This window comes from Pseudomonas fluorescens (genome assembly GCF_000802965.1).
Lineage (GTDB): Bacteria > Pseudomonadota > Gammaproteobacteria > Pseudomonadales > Pseudomonadaceae > Aquipseudomonas > Aquipseudomonas fluorescens_A.
The window spans coordinates 200,615-226,660 of sequence record NZ_JSAK01000002.1; the positions used below are offsets into that span (position 1 = coordinate 200,615).

At 58.0% G+C, this 26,046-nt stretch carries 22 protein-coding genes and 2 pseudogenes; 16 read left to right on the forward strand and 8 right to left on the reverse strand.

What is annotated here, in order from left to right; all coding sequences use genetic code 11:
- Positions 1 to 14 precede the first annotated feature (14 nt).
- The 9 genes from NL64_RS02440 (at position 15) to NL64_RS02480 (ending at position 10,714) form a co-directional block, all read left to right on the forward strand.
- Positions 15 to 902: a phospholipase gene (locus NL64_RS02440; protein ID WP_034146563.1), complete on the forward strand. Its 888-nt coding sequence runs from the start codon at positions 15 to 17 to the stop codon at positions 900 to 902.
- Positions 903 to 983: 81 nt separating this feature from the next.
- Positions 984 to 1,889: an AraC family transcriptional regulator gene (locus tag NL64_RS02445; protein WP_034146564.1), complete on the forward strand. Its 906-nt coding sequence runs from the start codon at positions 984 to 986 to the stop codon at positions 1,887 to 1,889.
- 321 nt (positions 1,890 to 2,210) lie between these two features.
- Complete coding sequence (locus tag NL64_RS02450; RefSeq protein WP_034146565.1) at positions 2,211 to 3,521, forward strand: ABC transporter substrate-binding protein; 1,311 nt, start codon at positions 2,211 to 2,213, stop codon at positions 3,519 to 3,521.
- 108 nt (positions 3,522 to 3,629) lie between these two features.
- On the forward strand, positions 3,630 to 4,529 hold the full coding sequence (locus NL64_RS02455) for a carbohydrate ABC transporter permease (protein ID WP_253277053.1): 900 nt from the start codon (positions 3,630 to 3,632) through the stop codon (positions 4,527 to 4,529).
- A gap of 8 nt (positions 4,530 to 4,537) precedes the next feature.
- Positions 4,538 to 5,368, forward strand: coding sequence for a carbohydrate ABC transporter permease (locus NL64_RS02460; protein ID WP_034146567.1), 831 nt, complete (start codon positions 4,538 to 4,540; stop codon positions 5,366 to 5,368).
- Positions 5,369 to 5,520: 152 nt separating this feature from the next.
- Positions 5,521 to 6,624 carry an ABC transporter ATP-binding protein gene (locus NL64_RS02465; RefSeq protein WP_034146568.1) on the forward strand — a complete coding sequence of 368 codons (1,104 nt, stop codon included), beginning with the start codon at positions 5,521 to 5,523 and terminating at the stop codon, positions 6,622 to 6,624.
- Between the two features lie 15 nt (positions 6,625 to 6,639).
- Positions 6,640 to 8,112 carry a mannitol dehydrogenase family protein gene (locus NL64_RS02470; protein WP_034146569.1) on the forward strand — a complete coding sequence of 491 codons (1,473 nt, stop codon included), beginning with the start codon at positions 6,640 to 6,642 and terminating at the stop codon, positions 8,110 to 8,112.
- Between the two features lie 153 nt (positions 8,113 to 8,265).
- The gene (gene xylB / locus NL64_RS02475; RefSeq protein ID WP_034146570.1) at positions 8,266 to 9,762 is read left to right on the forward strand and encodes a xylulokinase; all 1,497 of its coding nucleotides are present in this window, start codon (positions 8,266 to 8,268) and stop codon (positions 9,760 to 9,762) included.
- A gap of 13 nt (positions 9,763 to 9,775) precedes the next feature.
- Positions 9,776 to 10,714: a carbohydrate kinase family protein gene (locus tag NL64_RS02480; protein ID WP_034146571.1), complete on the forward strand. Its 939-nt coding sequence runs from the start codon at positions 9,776 to 9,778 to the stop codon at positions 10,712 to 10,714.
- Between the two features lie 98 nt (positions 10,715 to 10,812).
- Here the strand turns inward: NL64_RS02480 and NL64_RS02485 are convergent, their stop codons facing one another.
- On the reverse strand, positions 10,813 to 12,114 hold the full coding sequence (locus NL64_RS02485; protein ID WP_034146572.1) for an OprD family porin: 1,302 nt from the start codon (positions 12,112 to 12,114) through the stop codon (positions 10,813 to 10,815).
- Positions 12,115 to 12,456: 342 nt separating this feature from the next.
- Between NL64_RS02485 and NL64_RS02490 the strand changes: the two genes are divergently transcribed.
- Positions 12,457 to 12,729 (forward strand): DUF2790 domain-containing protein, encoded by a 273-nt coding sequence (locus NL64_RS02490; protein WP_034146573.1) that lies wholly within the window; start codon positions 12,457 to 12,459, stop codon positions 12,727 to 12,729.
- Between the two features lie 90 nt (positions 12,730 to 12,819).
- Positions 12,820 to 13,215, forward strand: a complete 396-nt coding sequence (locus NL64_RS02495; RefSeq protein WP_034146574.1) for a hypothetical protein — start codon at positions 12,820 to 12,822, stop codon at positions 13,213 to 13,215.
- On the opposite strand, the gene NL64_RS02500 is transcribed toward NL64_RS02495, so the two are convergent.
- Positions 13,212 to 13,484 (reverse strand): DUF1652 domain-containing protein, encoded by a 273-nt coding sequence (locus NL64_RS02500; protein ID WP_034146575.1) that lies wholly within the window; start codon positions 13,482 to 13,484, stop codon positions 13,212 to 13,214. The two genes, NL64_RS02495 and NL64_RS02500, sit on opposite strands and share 4 nt — an antisense overlap.
- A 306-nt stretch (positions 13,485 to 13,790) precedes the next feature.
- Here NL64_RS02500 and eco point away from each other — a divergent pair, with 306 nt between their 5' ends.
- Positions 13,791 to 14,273, forward strand: coding sequence for a serine protease inhibitor ecotin (gene eco, locus NL64_RS02505; protein WP_034146576.1), 483 nt, complete (start codon positions 13,791 to 13,793; stop codon positions 14,271 to 14,273).
- 62 nt (positions 14,274 to 14,335) lie between these two features.
- Here eco and ilvA read toward each other — a convergent pair.
- The 3 genes and pseudogenes from ilvA to NL64_RS02520 all read right to left on the reverse strand — a co-directional run.
- Positions 14,336 to 15,331: pseudogene (ilvA, locus tag NL64_RS02510) on the reverse strand (threonine ammonia-lyase, biosynthetic); the annotation flags it as partial.
- 463 nt (positions 15,332 to 15,794) lie between these two features.
- The gene (locus NL64_RS02515) at positions 15,795 to 16,718 is read right to left on the reverse strand and encodes a magnesium transporter CorA family protein (RefSeq protein ID WP_034146577.1); all 924 of its coding nucleotides are present in this window, start codon (positions 16,716 to 16,718) and stop codon (positions 15,795 to 15,797) included.
- A gap of 7 nt (positions 16,719 to 16,725) precedes the next feature.
- A complete protein-coding gene (locus NL64_RS02520; RefSeq protein WP_034146578.1) occupies positions 16,726 to 18,300 on the reverse strand; it encodes a RimK family protein in 1,575 nt (524 codons plus the stop codon).
- A gap of 92 nt (positions 18,301 to 18,392) precedes the next feature.
- On the opposite strand from NL64_RS02520, the pseudogene rimI reads away from it, so the two are divergent.
- Positions 18,393 to 18,836 (forward strand): annotated as a pseudogene (gene rimI, locus NL64_RS02525) (ribosomal protein S18-alanine N-acetyltransferase); the annotation flags it as partial.
- A gap of 124 nt (positions 18,837 to 18,960) precedes the next feature.
- Here the strand turns inward: rimI and NL64_RS02530 are convergent.
- Both NL64_RS02530 and NL64_RS02535 read right to left on the reverse strand, forming a co-directional pair.
- Positions 18,961 to 20,097: a PQQ-dependent sugar dehydrogenase gene (locus tag NL64_RS02530; RefSeq protein WP_034146580.1), complete on the reverse strand. Its 1,137-nt coding sequence runs from the start codon at positions 20,095 to 20,097 to the stop codon at positions 18,961 to 18,963.
- 50 nt (positions 20,098 to 20,147) lie between these two features.
- Positions 20,148 to 20,492, reverse strand: a complete 345-nt coding sequence (locus tag NL64_RS02535) for a hypothetical protein (RefSeq protein WP_034146581.1) — start codon at positions 20,490 to 20,492, stop codon at positions 20,148 to 20,150.
- Between the two features lie 193 nt (positions 20,493 to 20,685).
- Here NL64_RS02535 and NL64_RS02540 point away from each other — a divergent pair, with 193 nt between their 5' ends.
- Positions 20,686 to 21,546, forward strand: a complete 861-nt coding sequence (locus NL64_RS02540; RefSeq protein WP_034146582.1) for a Ku protein — start codon at positions 20,686 to 20,688, stop codon at positions 21,544 to 21,546.
- 118 nt (positions 21,547 to 21,664) lie between these two features.
- Here the strand turns inward: NL64_RS02540 and lpxO are convergent, their stop codons facing one another.
- On the reverse strand, positions 21,665 to 22,564 hold the full coding sequence (lpxO, locus tag NL64_RS02545) for a lipid A hydroxylase LpxO (protein ID WP_034146583.1): 900 nt from the start codon (positions 22,562 to 22,564) through the stop codon (positions 21,665 to 21,667).
- 481 nt (positions 22,565 to 23,045) lie between these two features.
- Here lpxO and NL64_RS02555 point away from each other — a divergent pair, with 481 nt between their 5' ends.
- A complete protein-coding gene (locus tag NL64_RS02555) occupies positions 23,046 to 24,632 on the forward strand; it encodes an ABC-F family ATPase (RefSeq protein WP_080757843.1) in 1,587 nt (528 codons plus the stop codon).
- A gap of 216 nt (positions 24,633 to 24,848) precedes the next feature.
- A complete protein-coding gene (locus NL64_RS02560; RefSeq protein ID WP_034146586.1) occupies positions 24,849 to 26,036 on the forward strand; it encodes an MFS transporter in 1,188 nt (395 codons plus the stop codon).
- Positions 26,037 to 26,046: the final 10 nt, after the last annotated feature.

Below are 26,046 nucleotides of genomic sequence, written 5' to 3' on the forward strand. Positions count from 1 at the left end.
GACAAGGAACTGTCATGACCCACGGATCTACAATCACCTTCGACAAGCAGAAATGGATGAGCAACGTGCTGGATATCGATCAGTTGAAGCTGACCGATATCGTCTGGCCCTGTACGCATAATGCCGGCATGGACAAAAAAGCCCCCAGTCAGGATGCAGTGCTCGGCCACTGGACAAGCTGTCAGAACGATTCATTTGCCTGGCAACTTACCAACGGCGCGCGGGCTTTTGATATCCGGCTCGGTTATACGCAAGGTCCGGAACCGGTCTTTTACTTTCATCACAATGGCTTTCGCTCAGAGCGTGTGCTGGAGGAGTTGATCGACGCGGTGTTGGTGTTTCTTGATCGAAACCCGGACGAATTCCTCGTGCTGGACTTTCATCAATTGGGCAATGGCGATGAATTCTTCGATCATAAAAAGCTCAGTGATCGACTGGTGCGCCGTCTCGGGCTGCGCGTCGTCCATCCCTACGACGCCGTGAAGACGGTGGGAGAACTCAAGCGATCCAGCCCGCATCGCCGCATCGTTATGGCCGCGGCGCACACACCAGGTCTGGACGATAACTATTTTTGGCCCCGCATACCGCACAAGTGGCACGACAGCACCTTCACTGACTCGGCCGAACTTCAACGCCACATCGCCAAGACGCTGGAGCATGCACCCTACGAGTCTTTTCTTTGGTCGCTGTCGGCGACCACTTATTCATTGCTGGGCGGGCCGGGAAACATAAAACATCGCATCAACCACTGGTTCGGTACAACCCGTGGCTGGGTAACTCGCTGCAGCATCATCAGTACCGATTTTATTGAAGACTCCGAGATCGTCCGGTATTGCTGGATTGCCAGCAGCTTGAAAGCCGTTTACGGCAGCGCCCTGCATGAACCGCCAGCCGGATTCTAGCTTTTCAGGTCACTGCGAACTGGTATTGGCAACGTTGAAAGAGGCATGATCATCAGGCAATAACAACAAAAGCGCCCCGACATGTCCCGATCCGCCAGAGTCACCGACCCTTCCTACGAATTGATGGACGACCACAACGGGTTGTCCATCATCTATCGTCAGCATGGCTTTCCTTGCCCTTTGGTACGTTGGCATTTTCACAAGGAATACGAGCTGCACCTGATCGTCGCCAGTTCCGGCAAGGTGTTCATTGGCGACTACATCGGCAACTTCTATCCGCAAAGCCTGTTCCTCACCGGCCCCAACCTGCCCCACAACTGGATCAGCCAGGTAGCCGAAGATGAAGTGGTGCCCAAGCGCGACATGCTGGTCAACTTCACCGACGAACTGTTCGACAGCGGTTACCAGGTGTTCACCGAACTCAAGACCCTCGCACCGCTGCTGGAACGTGCGCAGTACGGCATCGAGTTTCGTTGCAAACACACCATTCGCCAGGCGATGGACTTGATGCAGTGCATCGCCGACACCCAGGGCGTGACTCGCCTTGGGCATTTTTTCATTTTGCTGGAGTTGCTGGCGGCTTCTGACGATTTTCAGTTGCTGTCCGGCGCCACCACGCCGCAGTTGGCCGACGAGCACAACATCGACCGCACCAACCGCGCTGTGGATTACATCTTCACCCACTACGCCCGCGAGTTGCCGCTGGAGGAAGTCGCCGAGCATCTGGGCATGAAGCCGACTTATTTCAGCAGGGTATTCAAGCAAGCGACCGGGCGCAATTTCATCGAGTTCGTCAATCGCCTGCGTATCAGCAAGTCCTGCGAGTTGTTGGCTGATGGCGACAAACCGGTGACTGATGTGTGCTTTGAATCCGGATTCAACAATATTTCCAATTTCAATCGGCGCTTTCAGCAACTGAAGGGCATGACGCCGTCGCACTATCGGCGGTTGGTGGTGCAGCGGTTGACTGAGCAAAATCACGGGTAACGTAAAGATCAAAAGATCGCAGCCTTCGGCAGCTCCTACAGGTGTCCGCGCGCCTCTGTAGGAGCTGCCGAAGGCTGCGATCTTTTGCTTTTAGCGGCCTGAATCCTGTACTGATTCGATATCACTTCACCGCCGAAATGCCCTTCCCTGCGTCCACCGCCCTAAAGTCCAGTGCAAAAAAGTATCAATCCAAGTGCGATGGATGATTTGTCTCGCCCTCAATTGAAGGCTGTAATCAGCGCACATTCTTCCCGCCTTCGGAAGACACAAAAACAATAACTGTCCTTCTGTAACCCACCGGGTGCAGAAAAGGAGTGCACGATGCAACCTTCTGTAAAAGCTCTGCTTGCCCTCACCTGCATGACCCTCAGTAGCGTCAGCCTTGGCGCCCAGACCCTGACCATCGCCACCGTCAACAACAGCGACATGATTCGCATGCAGAAGCTCTCGAAAACCTTCGAGGCCGAGCATCCGGACATCAGGCTCAATTGGGTGGTGCTCGAAGAAAACGTCCTGCGTCAGCGCCTGACCACCGACATCGCCACTCAGGGCGGACAGTTCGACGTGTTGACCATCGGCATGTACGAAGCGGCACTGTGGGGCGCAAAAGGTTGGCTGGAGCCGATGAAGGACTTGCCGGCCAGCTACGCCCTCGACGACGTGTTCCCGTCGGTGCGCGAAGGCCTGTCAGTAAAGGGTTCGCTGTACGCCCTGCCGTTCTACGCCGAAAGCTCGATCACTTATTACCGCACCGACCTGTTCAAGGACGCCGGCCTGACCATGCCCGAGCGCCCGACCTGGACGCAGATAGCCGAGTTCGCCGGCAAACTCACCAACAAGGACAAAGAACAGTACGGCACCTGCCTGCGCGGCAAGGCCGGCTGGGGCGAGAACATGGCGCTGATCACCACCGTAGCCAACGCTTTCGGCGCACGGTGGTTCGATGAGAAATGGCAGCCGGAATTCACCGGCCCTGAGTGGAAAAACGCGCTGAATTTCTACGTCGACACCATGAAGAAATCCGGTCCGCCGGGCGCTTCGAGCAACGGTTTCAACGAAAACCTGGCGCTGTTCAACAGCGGCAAATGCGCGATTTGGGTCGATGCCAGCGTTGCCGGCTCGTTCGTTACCGATAAGACCCAGAGCAAAGTCAGCGATCACGTCGGCTTTACCTATGCGCCGCATGAGACCACTGACAAAGGCTCGGCCTGGTTGTATTCCTGGGCCCTCGCCATTCCGACCAGTTCCAAGGCCAAGGACGCGGCGAAAACCTTCAGCGCCTGGGCGACTTCCAGGGAGTACGGTGCGCTGGTCGCGGAAAAAGACGGCATTGCCAACGTGCCGCCAGGTACTCGCGCCTCTACTTACAGCGAGGCCTACATGAGCGCCGCGCCGTTCGCCAAAGTCACGCTCGAATCGCTCAAGGCGGCTGACCCGAGCAAGCCAACGCTGAAACCGGTGCCTTACATCGGTATTCAATTGGTGACCATTCCGGAATTCCAGGGCATCGGCACCCAGGTCGGCAAATCGTTCTCGGCGGCGCTGATCGGCCAGACCACCGTCGACCAGGCGCTGACAGCGGCGCAGCAAACCACCGAACGCGAGATGAAGCGCGCCGGTTATCCCAAATAACCACCGCAACATCCTTCATGTGGCGAGGGAGCTTGCTCCCTCGCCACAGAGAACTCGCCGGACAACGAGCAAGTGATCACCATGAATACTTCAACCGCCAAAGCTCACATGGAAATCCCTCAACCGCTGCGTAAAAGCCGGTTGAGCAACCCTGGCTGGTTTCTGGTCAGTCCTTCGGTGGCATTGTTGCTGCTGTGGATGATCGTGCCGCTGGGCATGACCGTTTACTTTTCACTGATTCGCTACAACCTGCTCAATCCCGGCGAAAACGAGTTCGTCGGGCTGGAGAACTTTACCTACTTCCTCACGGATTCCGGGTTCATGCCCGGCGCCACCAACACCCTGTTGCTGGTAGGCAGTGTGCTGCTGATCAGTGTGGTGTTCGGCGTGTTGATCAGCGCCTTGCTTGAAGCCAGCGATTTTCTCGGGCGCGGCATCGTCCGGGTCATGCTGATCTCGCCGTTCTTCATCATGCCCACGGTCGGGGCGCTGATCTGGAAGAACCTGATTTTCCATCCGGTGTCGGGGATACTCGCCTACGTCTGGAAACTGTTCGGCGCGCAACCGGTGGACTGGCTGGCGCACTACCCGCTGCTGTCGATCATCATCATTGTCTCGTGGCAATGGCTGCCCTTCGCGATCCTGATCCTGATGACCGCCATGCAGTCCCTCGACCAGGAACAGAAAGAAGCCGCACGCCTCGACGGCGCCGGGCCCATCGCAATCTTCTGGCACTTGACCCTGCCTCACCTGGCACGGCCGATTGCGGTGGTGGTGATGATCGAAACCATCTTCCTGCTCTCGGTGTTCGCCGAAATCTTTACCACCACTAACGGCGGCCCCGGCTACGCCTCGACCAACCTCGCCTACCTGATCTACAACCAGGCGCTGGTGCAGTTCGACGTCGGCATGGCATCCGCGGGCGGCTTGATCGCGGTGGTGATTGCCAACGTCGCGGCCATCGTGCTGGTGCGGATGATCGGCAAAAACCTGACAGACAAAGCCTGAGGCCTGCCATGACTCTTCAACAATCCCGTCGCCTGCAAAGCCTGCTGCTCGGCACCTTGGCCTGGGCCGTTGCGATCCTGATTTTCTTCCCGATTTTCTGGATGGTGCTGACCAGTTTCAAAACCGAAATCGATGCCTTCGCCACACCGCCGCAGTTCATCTTCACACCGACGCTGGAGAACTACCTGCACATCAACGAGCGCAGCGATTACTTCAGTTTCGCCTGGAACTCGGTGGTGATTTCCTTCAGCGCGACGGCCCTGTGCCTGTTGATCGCGGTGCCAGCGGCTTACTCGATGGCGTTCTACGAAACCCAGCGTACCAAGGGCACATTGCTGTGGATGCTCTCCACCAAAATGCTGCCGCCAGTAGGCGTACTGATGCCGATCTATCTGCTGGCCAAGAGTTTCGGCCTGCTCGACACGCGCATCGCTCTGATCGTGATCTACACGCTGATCAACCTGCCGATCGTGGTCTGGATGATTTACACCTACTTCAAGGACATTCCGAAAGACATCCTCGAAGCCGCGCGGCTGGACGGTGCCACCCTGTGGCAGGAAATGGTCCGGGTGCTGCTGCCCATCGCCAAGGGTGGTCTGGCGTCCACGGTGCTGTTGTCGCTGATCCTGTGCTGGAACGAAGCCTTCTGGTCGTTGAACCTGACCTCATCCAACGCCGCGCCACTGACCGCGCTGATCGCCTCGTATTCGAGTCCCGAAGGGTTGTTCTGGGCCAAGTTGTCCGCCGTATCGACCCTGGCTTGCGCGCCGATCCTGATCTTCGGCTGGATCAGCCAGAAACAACTGGTGCGCGGCCTGTCCTTCGGCGCCGTGAAATAAAGATCACAACACGATCCCCTGTAGGAGCCGGCTTGCTGGCGATGACGGCCGCAAGTGCGATGCGAATTTCAAGGGCCTCATCGCCAGCAAGCCGGCGCCTACAAAAGCCCATCGGGGCTCAATCGAATAACAACACCCGGAGGCCCATCACCATGGCCAACCTGAAAATCAAGAATCTGCAAAAAGGCTTCGAAGGCTTTTCCATCATCAAGGGCATCGACCTGGAAGTGAGCGACAAGGAATTCGTGGTCTTCGTCGGCCCGTCCGGCTGCGGCAAATCCACCCTGCTGCGTCTGATCGCCGGTCTGGAAGAAGTCAGCGGCGGCACCATCGAACTCGACGGCCGCGACATCACCGAAGTCAGCCCGGCCAAACGTGATCTGGCGATGGTGTTCCAAACCTACGCCTTGTACCCGCACATGAGCGTGCGCAAAAACATGTCGTTTGCCCTCGATCTGGCGGGCGTATCGAAGGCTGAAGTCGGGAAAAAAGTCAGCGAAGCGGCGCGCATTCTTGAGCTGGGGCCGATGCTGGAGCGCAAGCCGAAGCAATTGTCCGGCGGGCAACGTCAGCGGGTTGCGATTGGCCGGGCGATTGTGCGCAACCCAAAAATCTTCCTGTTCGACGAGCCTCTGTCCAACCTCGACGCGGCACTACGGGTGCAGATGCGTCTTGAGCTGTTGCGCCTGCACAAAGAGCTGCAAGCCACCATGATTTATGTGACCCACGACCAGGTGGAAGCCATGACCATGGCCGACAAGGTGGTGGTGCTCAACGGCGGTAAAATCGAGCAGGTCGGCTCACCGCTGGACCTGTATCACCAACCGGCCAATCTGTTCGTCGCCGGTTTTCTCGGCACACCGAAAATGGGTTTCCTCAAAGGTAAAGTCAGCCGTGTCGACAACCAGGGCTGCGAAGTACAACTGGACGCCGGCACCCGCATCAGCCTGCCGCTGAGCGGCGCCAACCTCAGCGTTGGCGGCGCGGTCACTTTGGGCATTCGCCCGGAACACCTCGAACTGGCGAAACCGGGCGACTGCACCTTGCAAGTCACCGCCGATGTCAGCGAACGCCTGGGAAGCGACACCTTCTGCCACGTGCGGACCTCGTCCGGCGAAGCGTTGACCCTGCGGGTTCGCGGCGACCTGGCCAGCCGCTACGGCGAAACCTTGGGCCTGCACCTGGACGCCAACCACTGCCATTTATTCGATGCCGACGGCGTGGCGCTGACCCGCCCGTTGCGCGTCGCTGCCTGATTCAGAGAGCCTGCGATGAAACTCAATCAACAGAATCTGCACCGCCTCGCGCCCGAGGTGGTCCTGCCCGCCTACGCCCTGAGCGACACCCGCCAAGGCATTGCGCACATCGGCGTCGGCGGTTTCCACCGTGCCCATCAGGCGTATTACACCGATGCGTTGATGAACACCGGCGAAGGCCTGGACTGGGCCATCTGCGGCGTCGGCCTGCGTGCCGAAGACCGACGCGCCCGGGACGACCTGAAAGAACAGGACTACCTGTTCACCCTGTTCGAACTCGGAGATACCGACGACAGCGAAGTCCGAGTCATCGGCGCCATCCGCGACATGCTGCTGGCCGAAGACGATGCCCTGGTGCTGATCGACAAACTCGCCAGCCCCGAGATCCGCATCGTCTCGCTGACCATCACCGAAGGCGGCTACTGCATCGACGACAGCAACGGCGAGTTCATGGCCCACCTGCCACAGATCCAGCACGACCTGGCGAACCCCAACGCACCGAAAACCGTATTCGGTTTCCTCTGTGCCGCCCTGGCCAAACGTCGCGGGACCGGCACGCCGGCGTTCACCTTGATGTCCTGCGATAACCTGCCGCACAACGGCGCAGTCACCCGTAAAGCGCTACTAGCCTTCGCCGCCCTGCGCGATGCCAACCTGCGGGACTGGATCGAACAAAACGTAAGTTTCCCCAACGCGATGGTCGACCGCATCACGCCAATGACCAGCACTGAACATCGTCTGCAACTGGCCGACAAACACGCCGTGGACGACGCCTGGCCAGTGGTCTGCGAGCCCTTTGTGCAGTGGGTGCTGGAAGACAAATTCGTCAACGGCCGCCCGGCCTGGGAAAAGGTCGGCGTGCAGTTCACCGATGACGTCACGCCGTACGAAGAAATGAAGATCAAGTTGCTCAACGGCAGTCACCTGGCCCTGACTTATCTCGGTTTCCTCAAGGGATATCGTTTCGTCCACGAGACCATGAACGACCCGCTGTTCGTGCGCTACATGCGGGCTTACATGGACCAGGACGTGACGCCGCAACTGTCGCCGGTGCCGGGGATAGACCTGACCGAATACAAAAACACGCTGGTGGCGCGCTTCTCCAACCAGGCGATTGCCGATCAACTGGAGCGAGTGTGTACGGACGGTTCGTCGAAGTTTCCGAAATTCACCGTGCCGACCATCAATCGCTTAATTGCCGATGGCCGAGAGACCAAGCGTGCGGCGCTGGTGGTGGCGGCTTGGGCCTGGTACTTGAAGGGGGTGGATGAGAATGGCGATACCTACGCCATACCGGACCCTAGGGCGGCGTTTTGTCAGGCGTTGGTGGCGGACGATGTGTTGATTACCCAGCGATTGCTGGCGGTTGAGGAGATTTTCGGCACGACGATTCCTCACTCGCCGGAATTCGTCGCGGCGTTTGAGTGGTGTTGCAACAGTTTGCGCGAGGTTGGGGTGACACGGACGCTGGAGCGGGTGTTGGCCTGAACACTGCGGTGAATTGACTGCCGTTATCGCGAGCAAGCTTGCTCCTACAGTTTGAGCGTCGATCCAGCTTTCAATGAACGACACAAAACCTGTAGGAGCAAGCTTGCTCGCGATTGCCCAACCAAGATCCACCTGACACATCAAGGACCTGCCATGGCAAACCCACAACTCTTCCTCGGCATTGACTGCGGCACCCAAGGCACCAAAGCCGTCATCCTCGATGCTGTTAGCGGCGACGTCCTTGGGCAAGGTGCCGCCGCGCACAAGCAGATCAGCGGCACCAACGGTCGTCGTGAACAAGACACCGCGCAGTGGCTGGACGCATTCACGCTCGCCACCCGTCGAGCGCTAGTGGCAGCCAATGTCGATGGCCAGGACATCCTCGGCATTGGCGTCTCAGGCCAGCAACATGGCTTGGTGCTGCTCGACGATCAAGGCCAGGTGCTGCGCCCGGCCAAGCTCTGGTGCGACACCGAAACCACAGCGGAAAACGATCGACTGCTCAAACACCTGGGCGGCGAAAAAGGCTCGCTGGAACGCCTAGGCGTGGTCATTGCGCCGGGCTACACGGTTTCAAAACTGCTGTGGACCCAGGAACAGCACCCCGACGTATTTGCCCGAATCGCGCGCATCCTGCTGCCCCACGATTACTTGAACTTCTGGCTCACCGGTCGATGCTGCAGCGAATACGGCGATGCTTCCGGCACTGGCTATTTCAACGTGCGCACCCGCCAATGGGACTTGCAGTTGCTGCGTGACATCGATCCCAGCGGGCGCCTGCAAGCGGCGTTGCCGGAGCTGATCAATTCCCATCAGGCCGTCGGCACGTTGCTGCCGGGCATCGCCGAACACCTGGGCATCAATCCCTGCGCGCTGGTGTCCAGCGGTGGTGGCGACAACATGATGGGTGCCATCGGCACCGGCAACATCAAACCGGGCGCAATCACCATGAGCCTCGGATCGTCCGGCACGGTGTACGCCTACTCCGAGCAGCCGAAGGTCAGCGCGGACGCCGCGGTCGCTACGTTCTGTTCCTCCAGCGGCGGCTGGTTGCCGTTGATCTGCACCATGAACCTGACCAATGCCACGGGGATGATTCGCGAATTGTTCGACCTGGATATCGAGTGTTTCAACGCCCTCGTCGCCCAGGCCCCGATCGGCGCGGAAGGCGTGAGCATGCTGCCATTCCTCAACGGTGAACGTGTCCCCGCCCTGCCCCACGCCACCGGCAGCGTGTCGGGCCTGACCATGAGCAACCTGACCCGGGCCAATCTGTGCCGCGCCGTGGTCGAAGGCACAACCTTCGGTTTGCGTTTCGGGCTGGACCTGCTGCACCACAATGGCTTACAAAGCCGCAGCATCTGCCTGATCGGTGGTGGCTCGAAGAGCCCGGTGTGGCGACAGATCGTCGCCGATACCATGAACATGAAAGTCGTCTGCCCCGAGCAAAGCGAAGCCGCTGCCCTTGGCGCGGCGATTCAGGCAGCGTGGTGCAAGTCCTGGGCAAACGGGCATGAGGACAGTCTGGCGCAACTGTGCGAGCGTTGCGTAAAGCTGGACCCGGCCTGTGAAACCTTGCCGATTGCAGAAAACGTGGCGGCCACGCGGTTGGCCTACGAACGCTATCAACAGCATGTCGCAACCCTTTAAAGAGCGATCAACTATGTATCTGGTGTGTGGCGAAGCGCTGTTCGATTTCTTCAGTGAAGACGATGTCAGCGGCCTGGCTTCAAAAGTGAACTTCAAGGCAATTGCCGGTGGCTCGCCGTTCAACGTTGCGCTGGGTTTGCGCCGTTTGGGCGTGGACGCGGCGCTGTTTGCCGGACTCTCGACCGACTACCTCGGCCGACGCTTGCTGCAAGTGCTGCAAGAGGAAGGTGTACGGACGGAGTATCTGGTGGACTTTGCCGCCCCCACCACCCTGGCAATGGTTGCGGTCGGCGCCAATGGCTCGCCGCACTACAGTTTCCGGGGTGAAGGCTGCGCGGATCGACAACTCAAACCCGAACATCTGCCGGAACTGGGACCTGAAGTGCGCGGTTTGCACATCGGTTCGTTCTCGCTGGTGGTGCAGCCGATTGCCGACACGCTGCTGGAATTGGTGCGCCGGGAAAGCGGCACTCGTCTGATCAGCCTTGATCCGAACGTGCGGCTCAATCCGCAACCGAACATTGAGCTGTGGCGTTCGCGGGTGGCGACGCTGGTCGAGCATGCCGATCTGATCAAGGTCAGCGATGAAGATTTGAGTTTGTTGTATCCCGAGCAAGATCCAGCGCGGGTGATTGAGGGCTGGTTGCAACACCGTTGTCAGCTGGCGTTCATGACCCGTGGTGGCGAAGGTGCGACGGTGTTCAGCCGGGTTCACGGTTCGTGGTCGGTGCCGGCCTGCCCGGTGGACATCGCTGATACCGTGGGCGCTGGCGATACCTTCCAGGCTGCGTTGATTACCTGGTTGACCGAGCAACAACTGGATTCGATTGAGGGCGTGCGGCGACTGAGTCGCGAGCAGATCGACGGGATGGCCAGGTTCGCCGTGCAGGCGGCGGCGCTGACATGCGGCAAAACAGGGCCGGATTTGCCGTACCGCCATCAGTTAACCTGACGCCTAACGTGTAGGAGCTGCCGAAGGCTGCGATCTTTTGATTTTGCTTCTCAAGATCAAAAGATCGCAGCCTTCGGCAGCTCCTACAGGGGCCCACCTTAAAAAATCGAGAAGTTGTAGCTGACAATCAACCGCGTCTCATCCACGTCCCGGGCATATTTCTCGTAGTTGGTGCGATAGGTCGCATTGCGCAACCGCAGGCTGACATCCTTGAATGTCCCGCTCTGCACCACGTATTTGAGCTCGCTGTCGCGCTCCCACTCTTTGCCTTCCTGATCGCTGCCCGGCACCTTGATGTGATCGCCGTTCACATAGCGGGTCAGGAAACTCAGCCCGTTGATGCCGATGGCCTTGAAGTCATAGTCGTATCGCAACTGCCACGAGCGTTCCTGCGCGGCGGCGAAGTCGTTGACCTGCACATAGTTGACCAGATACGGATTGCTGCCATCCAGGTACGGCATCGAGTTGTCGCCGTTCATGCGCTGCCAACCGGCGCTGAACGTATGCCCGCTGATGGCGTAAGCGAGCATTCCACTCAAGGCGCGGTTGTCGAGGGAACCGGCACGAGCGTCGCCGCTGTCGGCACTCTTGAGCAAGCGCAAATCGGCCTTGAGCACGCCGCCGCCCAATGGCTGGTTGGCCAGCAAACCGAGGAAGTGCTGACGATAGATATCTTCCAGTTCAGCGTAGTGATACTGGCCAGTCAGCCGTTCGTTGATCTTGTAATCAAAGCCGTACATGTCGAAATGATCGGCTGTGATGTTGCAGGCATAGCGCTTGTTCTTGCAGTGCACGCGGATGTCCTGGGAATCGGTGGAATCCCGGGCGGTGTATTTGTCCAGGCGTGCTGCCATGAAGTTCAGGTCTTTCACTTCTCTGGACGTGAGCATCGCGCCGTTGAACATGGTCGGCAACAAGCGACCGTCGTTGTACTTCAGCAGCGGCACATCCGGGAGCAAGGCTCCGTACTTCAGTACACTTTGCGAGAAGCGGACTTTGGCGGTCAGCCCAAGCTTGGTGTATTCGTCCGCCGAACCGCGCGGGTCATTCCCGCTGGATGGCAGCAGCCCGCTGTTGCTGCTGTCGGGACTTGAATCGAGCTTGAACCCCGCCATGCCCAATGCATCGACACCGAAACCCAGCGCGCCTTCGGTGTAACCCGATTGCAGATTGAGAATGAAACCCTGGGCCGACTCTTCGCGTTTCGAAGCGCCCTGTTCGGTGGAGGTGTGCCCATCACGAAAGTCGCGGTTGAAATACACCGTACGGGATTCGATTTTCGCCGTGGTGTCGTCGATAAAACCGCTCGCTTGAGCCAGCCCGGTAAAACCGGCGCACAGGACTAAAGCGCCGAAGCCAAGTGACTGGCGCGCGGAGAGGAACGGAAAAGGGGGACGCATTAAAAACTCCAACAATGCAGCGTCTGCGCCAGGGCGCAATCAGCCAGAAATAGCCTTCATCCGATCCAATAAACGGGCCGGACTGAAGTGAACAAGCGGGGTGAACGACAATGATGGCAGAAGGCTTTTTCTGACTGCAGACGACTTTAGTCTGAAAAATGACTGTATTTGCCGCCGAACGGTAGTGGCTAAACGACAGGTGGCGTTCAGACGGGTTAACCAATGCTTAATCACGCAGTCCAACACTCTACTGGACCGCACGCCCTCAGAGTCCTCTGACGCCCAGTGCGGCAGGTTCGACGCCACGTCGAGCAAACTTGCGTCTGCACTGGAGATCGCCCCATGAACTCGCGCGCCCTGCTTGTTTCAATCGCCCTTGTCTGCGCCACATCAACCGGCATTGCACAGGCCGATGACACTACCACTTCCGCAAATGTGCCGTCCTATCACTACGGCATGCCGCTGCACGTCGGCAAAGTGATTGACCTCAGCGAACCCGACACACTGGAATGCATAGTGGTAACGGCGAATATGAAGTACATCGACGATCAATCAGGCCAACCCGCAGAAATCGCCTACCGTAAACTTTCTGACGCCTGTCGTTATCAGAACTGACTGAAAAGTCTGAAATAGCACCTTGCGGTATTCGTGGGGCCATTCAGGCGCTATGCTCTAGCGCCTCCCACACTGCCGCAAGGATTCGCCATGCAGTTGTCGTTTCGTACGTTGTCGATTTTTACCGCCATTTTGTGTTTTTTGCTGGCGCTGGCCTGGGGCGTGATGCCCGACTGGTTGCTGGCTTCTTGGGATATTGAATATTCGCTGGCGGCAGGATTGATCGCACGCCGTATCGCCGTGCTGTTCGTGGCGCTGGGCGTGATGTTTTATCTGGTCCGCAATGAGGCGCCATCCGCTACACGCAACGCACTGACCCATGGCTTTGTAGTGGGATGCTGGGGGCTGGCAGTTTTGGGCTTCGGCGAATGGCTCAATGGCCACGTCGGACCGGGCATTCTGCTTGCTGTCGGAGTTGAACTGGCGCTGGGCCTGGCGTTTTTCCAGACCCGGCGCGTGTCGGTGGAATTTGAAACAACCGCTTAAAGTGCCTTGCGCATTCCTTGGCTATGCCCGGGCTCTGCGTAATGGTTCTGAAGATCGGAGCGCAGTACCGCTATCAGTTCGTTAATTTCCCGACAGCCATTGAGTTGCTGGGCATCGATTCCGGTTTTCAACAGATCGAGTTCATCGGTTTCACCATCGGCATACACTTTTACGGTCATCGATAAATCCGGCGACAGCGTGCATTGACAGCGTTTCGGTAGAAAACTGCTTTCAATAATGTTGCGGAGTTCCAAGGCAGAAAGAAACATGGCGACCCTCTCCTTTTTGTGAGATTGCCAAATCAACTATCGACGCTGGCTCATGAGAAATCCCGGTCAGCTTGAGAACATCTACAGCATAAAACATGCCTTGAATTTCGCTGCACAGCTCATCGGTAAATCAAGGGCTTAATGTAAGGGCTTGTAAAAACACTCATGCAAACTGCGAAAAAGGCCGCTGGCAACCCTGCAATTTGCACGCTGAGGCGAAAGGTTTGCATTGGCCGCTGACGCCGTCGAGAATAGCGCTCAGCCGATCCAGTATCCGCTCACCTCACACATACGCAAGGAGGCATCATGGGTTCATCGACCATCAGCACCACCGTTGGGCTGATTGCAATGACGCTGTCGAGCATCGTCAACGCGGCAAAACTCGAAGATGTCGCGCCCTTCCCGAAACCGGAAAGCGGCTTCACCCGCCAGGTCATACACCTCGCCCCGCAACCCCGTGAAGAAGACTTCCAGGTCGAAATCCTCGCCGGCAAGACCCTGGCCGTCGACTGCAATCGACAACGCCTGGGCGGTATCCTCGAAGAGAAAAACCTCGAGGGCTGGGGTTACCCGTTTTACCGTCTGGAAAAAGTCATCGGTCCGATGAGCACGATGATGGCCTGCCCGGAAGGCACCAGCAAACTAGACTTCATGCCGGTGGTCGGTGACGGTTTCATGCTGCGCTACAACAGCAAATTGCCGATCGTGCTCTATGTGCCAAAGGACATTGAGGTTCGCTATCGGGTGTGGTCTGCGTCCAGCAAAGTCGAGAAAGCCGTCGCCGAGTAACCGTGGAGCGGACGTGTACACATCCGCATACCGGCTGACACGCTTCACGCCGGGGCGTCGCACAACGCGGCGCGCTCGGCCACATGCCGCAAACTGTCAAAATTGATATTGGCGCCCGAATCGATGGCCACGAACGTCTGGCCACGGACAGCGCTTTGCGCCACATACTTCTTGATCCCGGCCACCGCCAATGCACCGGAAGGTTCGGTGATCGAGCGGGTATCGTCATAGATGTTCTTGATGGCGGCGCAGAGTTCATCGTTGCTGACGGTGAGCACCTCATCGACGCAAAACCGACACACTTCGTAGCCGTAGGCACCGATCTGCGCAACCGCGACGCCATCGGCGAAGGTGCCAACTTGCGGCAGAACGACGCGCTGATCCGCCTGTAATGCTGCGTGCAGGCAGGCTGAATGCTCGGACTCGACGCCGATGATGCGTATCTCGGGCCGAAGGTATTTGACGTACGCCGCGATGCCAGCGATCAACCCGCCACCGCCCACCGGCACAAAAATCGCATCCAAAGCACCTTGGTGCTGACGCAGGATCTCCATGGCCACGGTGCCCTGCCCCGCAATCACATCCGGGTCGTCAAAGGGCGAAACAAAGGTTTTCCCGGTTTTTTCGGCCAGCTCCAGCGCGTAGGCCAGGGCAAATGGAAAACTCTCCCCGTGCAGCAACGCATCCGCGCCACGACTGCGCACCCCCAGCACTTTCAGTTCCGGTGTGGTGGCGGGCATCACTATCGTCGCGTCGATCCCCAATTCACGCGCCGCCAATGCCACGCCTTGGGCGTGATTACCTGCCGAAGCCGTGACCACGCCCCGGGCCTTTTGCTCAGCGCTCAGTTGCACCAGTTTGTTGTAGGCACCACGAACCTTGAAGGAAAACGTCGGTTGCAAGTCTTCGCGCTTAAGCAGGATTTGATTGCCCAAGGCCAAGGACAGCGCGGGTGCGGATTGCAAGGGTGTGCGCACCGCCAGCTCATAGACCGGCGCGGCAAGGATTTTTTTGACGTAATGCTCAAGCAGGGTTTGTTGTTCGGTCGTGCAATTCATCTCAATCTCCTTATATCCGGATCTCCGATGTGGGAGCTGCCGAAGGCTGCGATCTTTCGATTTTCAAAAGCAAAAGATCGCAGCCTTCGGCAGCTCCTACACGGATATTGCGGTCCGGTAGTTTCAAAACCCAGAAGACAGAAAATGAAAACCCGCCTCTAGGGCGGGTTGGGTGCTGCAGTCGTGAGCTAGCCCGCCAAATGAGGAATGGCGGTAATAATAATGCTTGGCTGGCAGCGCAATACGGTGGAAGTCATGTCCGGAAATTAGCCGGGCGTTGATGGCATGTCAATGGTCAATGTTCTGGAACTCAACAGAGCTGATCCGGCCATTTCGGCTGATCTGGAAATTGCTATCGCCAGCAAGCCGGCTCCTACAGGTATTGCATCAACCCAAATCCCGACACGCTCCCCGATCCGTAGGAGCCGGCTTGCTGGCGATAGCGATTTGTCGGTCGCCCGAATTACTTCGCCAAGCGCTTGAGCCCAAGCACCATCACTCCCGCCCCAATCATCATCGCGGTCAAAAACAACGGATACGAAACCCACCACGGCAATCCCGCCGTCATCATGCTGAATTCCGACATGCCGCCAATGCTCGCGATCAGGTTCAACGGCAAAAACACCACGTTGATCAGCGTCAGTTTGCGCAGCAGGTTGTTCATGCTGTTGTTCATCAGGTTGCCCCGGGCGTCGATCAGACCGGAAAACACCGTCGAATAGATTTCTGCCTGTTTGTAGCATTGGTTGTTTTCGATGATCAGATCGTCGATCAATCCAATCGCATGGGCGCCGAAATGCTCCTTTTCCGCGTGGTTACGCAAACGGGTCAAGACCGCGCCGTTGCTGTGGATGGCATTTATGTAATAGATCAGGCTTTCGCTGAGGTTGAACATCTGGATCAGGTGCTGGTTTTGCATCGACGCGTTGAATTTCTGCTGCAACTCCCGGGCTACCAACTTGATGACTTTGAGGTGGCCCAAGTAGTGATGGATGTTGTTGAACAATAGATCGAGCAGGACATCCAGCGGGGTGTTCAACGCCTGGCGCTTTCCGAGCCCGTTTAAAGGCGCGTCGTCCGTAGCAATCACCAGCAAGCGATCGGGGCAAAACAGTAACCCGCAAGACGACACTTCGAAGGCCAGGCTGCCGGCGCCCGAGTAATTCTCCGGGCGTTTCCAGATCAGGAACAGGTTGTCGGGGTGGAACTCGATGCGTGAGACCTCGTCCGGGTCCAGCGCCGAGGCCAGCGCGTGGTCATCGAGTTTGAAATGGCTGTGCAGCAGGTCGCGCTCGGCCGAATCGGGATTGCTGAACAGCATGACTTCAGCGTCCATCCCATCTACCGCGTGCAGTGCGCCATGGGTCAATTGAAAGCGCTTGATCATCGGCGGTTCACCAGGCCTGGCCGCGACGTTTGAGCTCCAGGCGCCGGATGAACTCTTCCAGCACCAGTGAATACAGATCGTCCTGCAAATAGGCGTCTTCGATGCCCGCGTCCATGTTCGGGTTGTCGTTGACTTCGATCACCACCACTTTGTCGCCAGACTGCTTGAGGTCAACGCCATACAAACCATCACCGATCAGATTGGCCGTTTTCACCGCCAGTTCCACCACTGCCCGTGGTGCTTCGTGAACCGCCAGGGTGCGGCATTCGCCGTTGATGTCCTGGCCCTTGGCCTTGTGGTTGTAAATCTGCCAATGGCCCTTGGACATGAAGTACTGGCAGGCAAAAATCGGCTTGCGATTGAGCACGCCAATGCGCCAGTCGTACTCGGTGTAAAAGAATTCCTGAGCCAGCAACAGCACCGAGTGTTCGAACAGTTCGGCGGTGGCTTCAAGCAAGGCCTGCTGACTTTCAACCTTGATCACGCCCCGGGAGAAACAGCCGTCGGGGATCTTTAACACCAACGGGAAACCCAGCCGCTCGCCGACGCGCTCGAAGTCTTCGGGTCGTTCCTTGTAAAGGATTTCGGTCGCGGGCATGCCCAGTTGATGGCTCCTGAGCAGGTCCGTCAGGTAGACCTTGTTGGTGCAGCGCAGGATCGACGCGGGGTCGTCCATCACCACCAGCCCTTCGCTCTCGGCTTTTTTGGCGAAGCGGTAGGTGTGGTTGTCGACGCTGGTGGTTTCGCGGATCAACAGACCGTCGTATTCGGCAATCCGCGCGTAGTCCTTGCGTTCGATCAACTCGACGTCGATGCCCAGCGTCCTGCCGACCCTGATGAAATTATCCAGCGCCTTGGGGTTTGACGGCGGCAAAGCTTCCTGCGGATCGTGGAGAATGGCCAGGTCGTAACGGGCCAGCCGTTTAGAACGTGGCATTCGCCAGATCTTGCGACTGAAACTGTCCAGCGAGTTGGCGAATTGATCTTCCTGGTCTTCGCGCAACTTATGCAACGCCCCAGACTTGATACCGACTATGTGCCAACCGTTAGTTCGACGAAACTCAACTAACAGAATGGGACAAGCGAATACTTCAAATATCTGTCTCGCCAAATCCTGTAATGGCTCGATATGCGTCTTGCCGAAATACAGGGTCAAGGTGAAGCCTTCGGTGTCACTGTAAATATGATGGCTGAGCGCTTTCCCCAAAGTCTTATCCAGATCATCCAGCGCCAGACCGTACAAGGATTTGCGGGTCAGCTCACTGATGGTCCGGACCGACGGAATGACCTTGTGCCCACGGGCCTCCGCCAGCAGCGAGCAGTAATAGCCGTGGCCCAGGTACTTGTAGCTGCGGCAAAGGTTGATCACCTGAATACGTTTGCCCTGCTCGTTGTCGCGGGTCTGCTCGAGGTATTCCTGGGCCGTGACGATGTCTTCGCTGGGAAAATAGGAAGCCCAGTCTTCCTTGCGTTCGACGATGATAATCAACTGGCTGGAAGTTCTACTCGGCTCATTCAAATACGTTGCCGACGTTAAAGTTTGCTCCGATACTTCGCGCCAATGACCTTGTACCGCTGACATAGTGATGGATCCGTTGGAGAACTAGACCTTTCCTATTAAGCACGAACTTTTTTGAAAGTCTCGTTTCATTACGCAACTTTTACGGGGGTTATATGAGTCTGGTTATTCGGTTGGCGGTGATTGAAGATGTACCGGCACTACTCAAGCTTGAAGAGCAATGTTTCACCACGGACCGGCTCAACCGTCGCAGCTTTCAATGGATGATCACACACGCACACGGGCAACTGCTGGTGGCGCAGCGCGGCGAGCATCTGGTGGGTTACGCCGTGGTGCTGTTCCATCGTGGAACGTCGTTGGCGCGGCTGTATTCGATTGCGATCGATGCCCAGGCTCGGGGCTGCGGATTGGGCAAGCAGTTGCTTGATCGCGTCGAAGCGTGCGCGCAGGAGCACGATTGCGCCTGTTTGCGTTTAGAAGTGCGTATCGATAACCCGGGAGCGATCGCGCTGTATGAACGCAACGGCTATCAGCGCTTCGCGTTGATTCATGACTATTACCAGGACCACACCGACGCACTGCGCCTGGAAAAACGCATCGGGCCTGCCATGGGGTAAACCTGTGGCGAGGGAGCTTGCTCCCGCTCGGCGGCGAAGCCGTCGCAATACCGGAGGGCGCTTCGCACCCCAGCGGGAGCAAGCTCCCTCGCCACAAAAGCGACGGTTACTTCAGGCCTATCTTGTAAAGCCCGCCATCCTCTTCATCGGTCAGCACATACAAATACCCATCCGGCCCCTGCCGCACGTCACGGATACGCTTGTTGAATTCACCCAGCAAGCGTTCTTCGTGAACCACCTTGTCGCCCTCGAATTGCAGGCGAATCAGCTCCTGAGTGACCAACGCGCCGATAAACGCGTTGTGTTGCCAGGCCTTGAAACGGTCGCCGTCGTAGAACGCCAAGCCGCTTAAACCGGGGGACTTTTCCCAGACATGGTGCGGCCCAACGGTGCCTTCTGCGGTTTTGCCGTTGGCTTCCGGGATCGGCAAGCCAGAGTAGTTTTTGCCATGGGTAGCCAGCGGCCAACCGTAATTCTTGCCGCGTTCGATGATGTTGACCTCATCGCCACCCAAGGGACCGTGTTCGTTTTCCCACAGAGTACCGGTCCACGGGTTGAGCGCCGCGCCTTGCGGGTTGCGAACGCCGTAAGCCCATATTTCCGGACGCACGCCGGCCTGGCCGACAAAGGGGTTATCGTTGGGCACCTTGCCGTCCGGATAGATCCTTATGACCTTACCCTGCAGCTTGTCGAGATCCTGTGCGGTGGGTCGGTCGTTGTTTTCCCCCAAGGTCACAAACAGATAGCCGTCCCGGTCAAACACCAGCCGCGAACCGAAATGGTTGCCGGAGGAGAGTTTGGGCTCCTGACGGAGAATCACCCGGAAATCCTTCAGCGTTGTCAGGTCTTCGGACAGCCGTCCGCGTCCCACCGCAGTGCCTGCCTTGTCTCCCTGGCCGCCGCCTTCGGCGTAGCTCAGGTAAACCATCCGGTCCTGCTTGAAGTCGGGTGAAAGCGCCACATCCAGCAATCCGCCCTGCCCCTTGGCCCAGACCTTGGGCACGCCATTGAGCGGCGCGGACAATTTGCCGTCGACCGTTACCACGCGCAGGTTGCCCGGACGCTCAGTGACCAGCATTCCCTGACGATCCGGAAGAAATGCCAATGCCCAAGGGTGCTCCAGACCTGTCGCAATCGGCGTGACTTCAAGCGTGCCCTGCTCGCTCTGCATCTCTACTGCGAGGGCCGGGAATGTGATGATCATTAAGGCGCAGAAAGTAGCCAGAAAGGTTTTACGCAACATGCACGATTCCTTTTGTCATGAGGATGGCGACAGAACGGGAGTCCTGCCGTTCAAGGGCTGCGGGGCGGCGGATTGGGAATGAACTTCGGTGCGCTGGTGGGGGCCGGGCTGCCCTGGGGATAGCGATTGCCAACGCCGCCGTTATCGAGGGTCGGCGGGCGTGGGACCGGCACAGTGTTCGGCCCCCGAATGGCCGGGGCGCTGGGCTGAGTGCCTTGCATGCTGTTGGGATTGGCCCGGCGGGTCGGGCTGTTGTACGGATTGTTATTGGTGCTGCCCGGCAGATTTTGCGCCAGGAGTATCGGTGTGCCTGGCGAGTCGACGTCGGCATGGGCCATTTGACCGAGTACGCCGCTTAATGCCAGCACGATAAGGCCAGGTACGTATCGGTTCATGGGGCAGCCTCCCGAAGAGTGCGTGAATAGAGTCTTCGATAGCACGCTACGCCTGGGGTTCGGATTTGTTAACCCAAACTTTCCCGGCAAGATGTAACACGAAGTTGACGCACCGCCAGGACCGGGCTGCAGGCCGCTGAAACTTTTGTTCCAGGCGGCGGGTCACCTGAACATCACTCTCGGGAAGACGACCATGGCAAGGGCAATCTGGAAAGGCGCAATCAGTTTCGGGCTGGTGCATATTCCTGTGGCGCTGGTTTCGGCGACGTCTTCCCAAGGGGTGGATTTCGACTGGCTCGACAGCCGCAGCATGGACCCGGTGGGCTATAAGCGCGTCAACAAAGTCACGGGTAAGGAAGTGACCAAGGAGCACATCGTCAAAGGCGTGCAGTACGAAAAGGGCCGCTATGTAGTGCTCAGCGAAGAGGAGATCCGCTCAGCGCATCCCCTGTCGACCCAGACCATCGACATTTTTGCTTTCGTCGACAGCGAGCAAATCCCGCTGCAGAACATCGACACGCCCTATTACCTGGCTCCGGATAAACGCGGTGGCAAGGTCTATGCGCTATTGCGCGAAACCCTGACGAAAACCAACAAAGTCGCGCTGGCCCGCGTGGTGCTGCATACCCGTCAGTATCTGGCGGCGCTGATGCCGATGGAATCGGCCATGGTGTTGGTGAAGTTGCGCTGGCCGGCGGAAGTCCGCAGCCTGGATGAGTTGGCGCTGGGCCCAGACGTAACCAAGGCCGAGCTGGCCAAGGGCGAATTGGACATGGCCAAGCGCCTGGTGCAGGACATGACGGTCGAATGGTCGCCGGACGATTACAGGGACGAATTTGAAGACAAGATCATGGCGCTGGTGGACAAGAAGGCCCATGAAGGGAAAATTGAGGATGTTGAGACGGCCACTGGCGAAGAGGAACGCAAGACAGCGGATGTTATTGATTTGACCGAGTTGCTCAAGCGTAGCCTGGGTGGCAAGGGGGCGACCAAGGCAGCTGCCAAGCCCAAGGCTGCGGCCAAGCCGGCGGCGAGGAAGAAAGTCAGTAAGTGATGTTTGGGCTGTGATGGCCTCATCGCTGGCAAGCCAGCTCCCACAGTGGTTGGAGTGAGACAAAGGTTTCATCACACCGAAATACCCTGTAGGAGCTGGCTTGCCAGCGATGGCGTCATCAGACCATGACAAACACCGCCAGCAACCCACCAAAAAACGCCCACTTCTGCAGGTAATAGAGTTTGCGATTACGCTTTTTCAACGCTTTGGCCCGCAGGCGAATCTTGTAGATCTTGCCGAACAGCCGGTTGATACCCCCGACCTTGTCGCCCGCTTCATTGGGCGCACCGGCAGCCGACATCACATTGCGGCTGAACCAGCCATTGAACGCCGCCGCCCAACGATATTTCATCGGTCTCTCCACATCACAGAACAGAATTATGCGGTTTTGCTGGGTGGTGTTTTCCGCGTAATGAATGAACGTCTCGTCGAACATCACCGCTTCACCATCGCGCCAGTGGTAGTTCTGGCCATCGACGTTGATGTAGCAACCGGCATCATTGGGCGTTTCCAGGCCCAGGTGATAACGGTACGAACCGGCATACGGATCGCGGTGGCGAACCAGTTTGGAGCCTGGCGGCAACTCGGCAAACATCGCCGCCTTGATCGAGCCGATGCTTTGCACCAGTTCGGTGGTCCGCGGGCAGAGCTTCATCGCCGAGGGGTGACTGTCGCCATACCACTTGAGGTAGAAGCGCTTCCAGCCGGTCTTGAAGAAGGAGTTGAAGCCGACGTCGTCGTACTGGTCCGAGCGCTTGATTTCCCCGGCCCGCAACAGGTTCTGGCCTTCGGCGCGAATTTCTTCCCAATGGACCTGCAATGGACTCAGGTCGGGGAAATCGGCTGGATTGAGATACGGCTTGTTGGGGATTTTCGAGAACAGATAAAGGAAGCAATTGATTGGCGCCAGAAACGTCGAATGGTCGCTCAGTTGGCGACCCAGCTTGTGGCGCACCTTCCCGCGCAAATGGACGTACGCGATGGATACAACATAGATAGCGGCAATGATGAGTTTCACGGAAATCGTCACATGTCAGAAGTGAACAAGCTGCGCGCCCGACCAGTCAACGGCCCAAGGGTCTTGTGCAGCGTCTGAAAACGAAACAGCGGTCCCGGTAGCCCGTCCTTGAGCCGATGCCGAGGTTCGGCACCCAGTGAAAGATGGCATTTTAGCCACCGTCTGTAACCAATTGTTAGCTTTCAGATGTGAAAATCTGTCCGTTGATACTGGTGCGGCCTTATTGCCCTATCGTTTAAAGAGCCAGACCAGTACAATCGCCGCCAAACTTTACGCGCCCCCCTTGGTTGATGACGGGAACAATCCCGCCTCAGCGCACTTCGACTCGGGCCAAGCGCTCCACATGCTGCTGTCCACTTATTGCCAGATGGATCTTGCGCTGCTGCCCGGGATGTACTTCCCAGGGCCGAACAGCGCGAACGGGTACTGATTCGGTACTGCCGCAACCCTAGCTACTCTGAATGCTTCGCAGGAAAAACCTTTGATTTCTACAGCTAACATCACGATGCAGTTCGGCGCCAAGCCGCTATTCGAAAACGTTTCGGTCAAGTTTGGCGCGGGCAACCGCTACGGCCTGATTGGCGCCAACGGTTGCGGCAAGTCGACCTTCATGAAAATCCTTGGTAGCGACCTTGATCCGTCCGGCGGCCAGGTCATGCTGGAACCGAACGTGCGTCTGGGTAAATTGCGCCAGGACCAGTTCGCCTACGAAGAATTCACCGTGATCGATACCGTGATCATGGGTCACGAAGAGCTGTGGAAGGTCAAAGCCGAGCGCGACCGCATCTACTCGCTGCCGGAAATGACCGAAGAAGACGGCATGGCCGTGGCCGAGCTGGAAACCGAATTCGCCGAAATGGACGGCTACACCGCCGAATCCCGTGCCGGCGAATTGTTGCTGGGCCTGGGTATCGGCATCGAGCAGCACTTCGGCCCGATGAGCGAAGTTTCCCCAGGCTGGAAACTGCGCGTATTGCTGGCTCAGGCGCTGTTCTCCGATCCTGAAGTGCTGTTGCTCGACGAACCGACCAACCACTTGGACATCAACACCATCCGCTGGCTGGAAAACGTGCTGACCCAGCGCTCCAGCCTGATGATCATCATCTCTCACGACCGTCACTTCCTGAACAGCGTGTGCACCCACATGGCTGACCTGGATTACGGCGAGCTGCGCCTGTTCCCAGGCAACTACGACGAGTACATGACCGTGGCGACCCAGTCCCGCGAGCAACTACTGTCGGACAACGCCAAGAAGAAGGCGCAGATTTCGGAACTGCAATCGTTCGTCAGCCGCTTCTCGGCCAACGCCTCGAAAGCCAAGCAGGCAACCTCCCGCGCCAAGGCGATCGACAAGATCCAACTGGCCGAGGTCAAGCCTTCGAGCCGCGTAAGCCCGTTCATCCGTTTCGAGCAAAACAAAAAGCTGCACCGCCAAGCGGTCATCGTCGAGCGCATGGCCAAAGGCTTTGATGGCAAGCCACTGTTCAAAGACTTCAGCTTCCAGGTTGAAGCCGGCGAGCGCGTAGCGATCATCGGCCCGAACGGTATCGGCAAGACCACCCTGCTGCGCACCCTGGTCAACGAACTGACCCCGGATGCCGGTAGCGTCAAGTGGACCGACGCCGCTGAGCTGGGCTACTACGCTCAGGATCACGCGCACGACTTCGAAGACGACGTCACCCTGTTCGACTGGATGGGTCAGTGGACTCAGGGCGAGCAAATGATTCGCGGCACATTGGGCCGCATGCTGTTCTCCAACGACGAGATCCTCAAGTCGGTCAAGGTCATCTCCGGTGGTGAGCAAGGTCGCATGCTGTTCGGCAAGCTGATCCTGCAAAAGCCGAACGTGCTGGTGATGGACGAACCGACCAACCACTTGGACATGGAATCCATCGAGGCGCTGAACCTGGCGCTGGAGAACTACCCGGGTACGCTGATCTTCGTCAGCCACGACCGTGAGTTCGTATCGTCCCTGGCCACTCGCATCATCGAGCTGAGCCCGGATGGCGTGACCGACTTCAGCGGCACTTATGATGACTACCTGCGTAGCCAGGGCGTCGTTTTCTAAGCGTCAGCTGTATCCGAGAAGCCCTGTCTTGTGACGGGGCTTTTTTTGTTTTTGAAGATCAAAAGATCGCAGCCTTCGGCAGCTCCTACAGGGTTTACACCGTCCAACTGTAGGAGCTGCCGAAGGCTGCGATCTTTTGATCGTTAGCCAGCTTCCTTTTATTCCACAGCCGCGCCATCATGCAGTTCTCCCACCGCCGCCCGCGAACGAGTCCTCATGACTGTGCAGCAAGTGCCTCCGCAAAGCTCCATGGCGATTACCCTGCAGATCGTCTCCATCGTTTTTTATACCTTTATTGCCTTCCTCTGCATCGGCCTGCCGATTGCGGTGTTGCCGGGGTACGTTCATGAGCAACTCGGGTTCAGTGCGGTCATTGCGGGGTTGACCATCGGCTCACAATACCTCGCCACCCTGCTCAGCCGCCCCATGGCCGGGCGAATGTCCGACACCATCGGCACCAAGCGCGCCATCATTTACGGCTTGTCGGGGATTGTATTGAGTGGCGCGCTGACGTTGCTCTCAACGTTGTTGCAAAGCTTGCCGCTGTTGAGTCTGTTGATTCTGATCGCTGGCCGCTTGCTGCTGGGGATCGCCCAGGGTTTGATCGGGGTCGGCACCATCAGTTGGTGCATGGGCCAGGTGGGCGCCGAACACACCGCACGTTCGATTTCCTGGAACGGCATAGCCTCTTATGGCGCGATTGCCATCGGCGCGCCGCTGGGCGTGGTGATGGTCGATCAGTTGGGCTTCGCCAGCCTCGGGATTGCCCTGTCAGTGCTGGCCTTTGCGGCGCTGGTGCTGATCCGTAACAAACCTTCGGTGCCGGTGGTTCGTGGTGAGCGCCTGCCGTTCTGGGCGGTGTTCGGACGCATTGCGCCATTCGGTGCGAGCCTGAGCCTGGCGTCCATTGGTTACGGCACCCTGACCACCTTTATTACGTTGTATTACGTCAACCGTGGCTGGACCGGCGCGGCTTACTGCCTGACCGTTTTCGGCGTTTGCTTCATCCTGGCGCGGCTGATGTTCATTTCCAGCATCAGCCGTTTTGGCGGGTTCACCTCGGCCATTGCCTGCATGACCATCGAGACGGTGGGTCTCGTAATGCTGTGGCTGGCGCCGTCGACCGGTTATGCCTTGATCGGTGCCGGACTGACCGGATTCGGCTTATCGCTGGTGTATCCGGCGCTGGGTGTCGAGGCGATCAAGCAGGTGCCCAACTCCAGTCGTGGTGCGGGATTGAGCGCTTATGCGGTGTTTTTTGATCTGGCGCTGGCGATCGCCGGGCCCTTGATGGGCGCGGTGGCGTTGAATCTGGGGTATGCGTGGATATTCTTCAGTGCGGCGATGTTGTCAGTGACTGGCTTGGGCTTGACGTTGTTGCTGAAACACCGCGCCATGGCTTGATGCCTACAGG

Bases quoted from the DNA above. Each gene is read 5' to 3' on its own strand.
- NL64_RS02440 (WP_034146563.1), top strand. From the start codon at position 15: ATGACCCACGGATCTACAATCACCTTCGACAAGCAGAAATGGATGAGC.
- NL64_RS02445 (WP_034146564.1), top strand. From the start codon at position 984: ATGTCCCGATCCGCCAGAGTCACCGACCCTTCCTACGAATTGATGGAC.
- NL64_RS02450 (WP_034146565.1), top strand. From the start codon at position 2,211: ATGCAACCTTCTGTAAAAGCTCTGCTTGCCCTCACCTGCATGACCCTC.
- NL64_RS02455 (WP_253277053.1), top strand. From the start codon at position 3,630: ATGGAAATCCCTCAACCGCTGCGTAAAAGCCGGTTGAGCAACCCTGGC.
- NL64_RS02460 (WP_034146567.1), top strand. From the start codon at position 4,538: ATGACTCTTCAACAATCCCGTCGCCTGCAAAGCCTGCTGCTCGGCACC.
- NL64_RS02465 (WP_034146568.1), top strand. From the start codon at position 5,521: ATGGCCAACCTGAAAATCAAGAATCTGCAAAAAGGCTTCGAAGGCTTT.
- NL64_RS02470 (WP_034146569.1), top strand. From the start codon at position 6,640: ATGAAACTCAATCAACAGAATCTGCACCGCCTCGCGCCCGAGGTGGTC.
- xylB (WP_034146570.1), top strand. From the start codon at position 8,266: ATGGCAAACCCACAACTCTTCCTCGGCATTGACTGCGGCACCCAAGGC.
- NL64_RS02480 (WP_034146571.1), top strand. From the start codon at position 9,776: ATGTATCTGGTGTGTGGCGAAGCGCTGTTCGATTTCTTCAGTGAAGAC.
- NL64_RS02485 (WP_034146572.1), bottom strand. From the start codon at position 12,114: ATGCGTCCCCCTTTTCCGTTCCTCTCCGCGCGCCAGTCACTTGGCTTC.
- NL64_RS02490 (WP_034146573.1), top strand. From the start codon at position 12,457: ATGAACTCGCGCGCCCTGCTTGTTTCAATCGCCCTTGTCTGCGCCACA.
- NL64_RS02495 (WP_034146574.1), top strand. From the start codon at position 12,820: ATGCAGTTGTCGTTTCGTACGTTGTCGATTTTTACCGCCATTTTGTGT.
- NL64_RS02500 (WP_034146575.1), bottom strand. From the start codon at position 13,484: ATGTTTCTTTCTGCCTTGGAACTCCGCAACATTATTGAAAGCAGTTTT.
- eco (WP_034146576.1), top strand. From the start codon at position 13,791: ATGGGTTCATCGACCATCAGCACCACCGTTGGGCTGATTGCAATGACG.
- NL64_RS02515 (WP_034146577.1), bottom strand. From the start codon at position 16,718: ATGATCAAGCGCTTTCAATTGACCCATGGCGCACTGCACGCGGTAGAT.
- NL64_RS02520 (WP_034146578.1), bottom strand. From the start codon at position 18,300: ATGTCAGCGGTACAAGGTCATTGGCGCGAAGTATCGGAGCAAACTTTA.
- NL64_RS02530 (WP_034146580.1), bottom strand. From the start codon at position 20,097: ATGTTGCGTAAAACCTTTCTGGCTACTTTCTGCGCCTTAATGATCATC.
- NL64_RS02535 (WP_034146581.1), bottom strand. From the start codon at position 20,492: ATGAACCGATACGTACCTGGCCTTATCGTGCTGGCATTAAGCGGCGTA.
- NL64_RS02540 (WP_034146582.1), top strand. From the start codon at position 20,686: ATGGCAAGGGCAATCTGGAAAGGCGCAATCAGTTTCGGGCTGGTGCAT.
- NL64_RS02560 (WP_034146586.1), top strand. From the start codon at position 24,849: ATGACTGTGCAGCAAGTGCCTCCGCAAAGCTCCATGGCGATTACCCTG.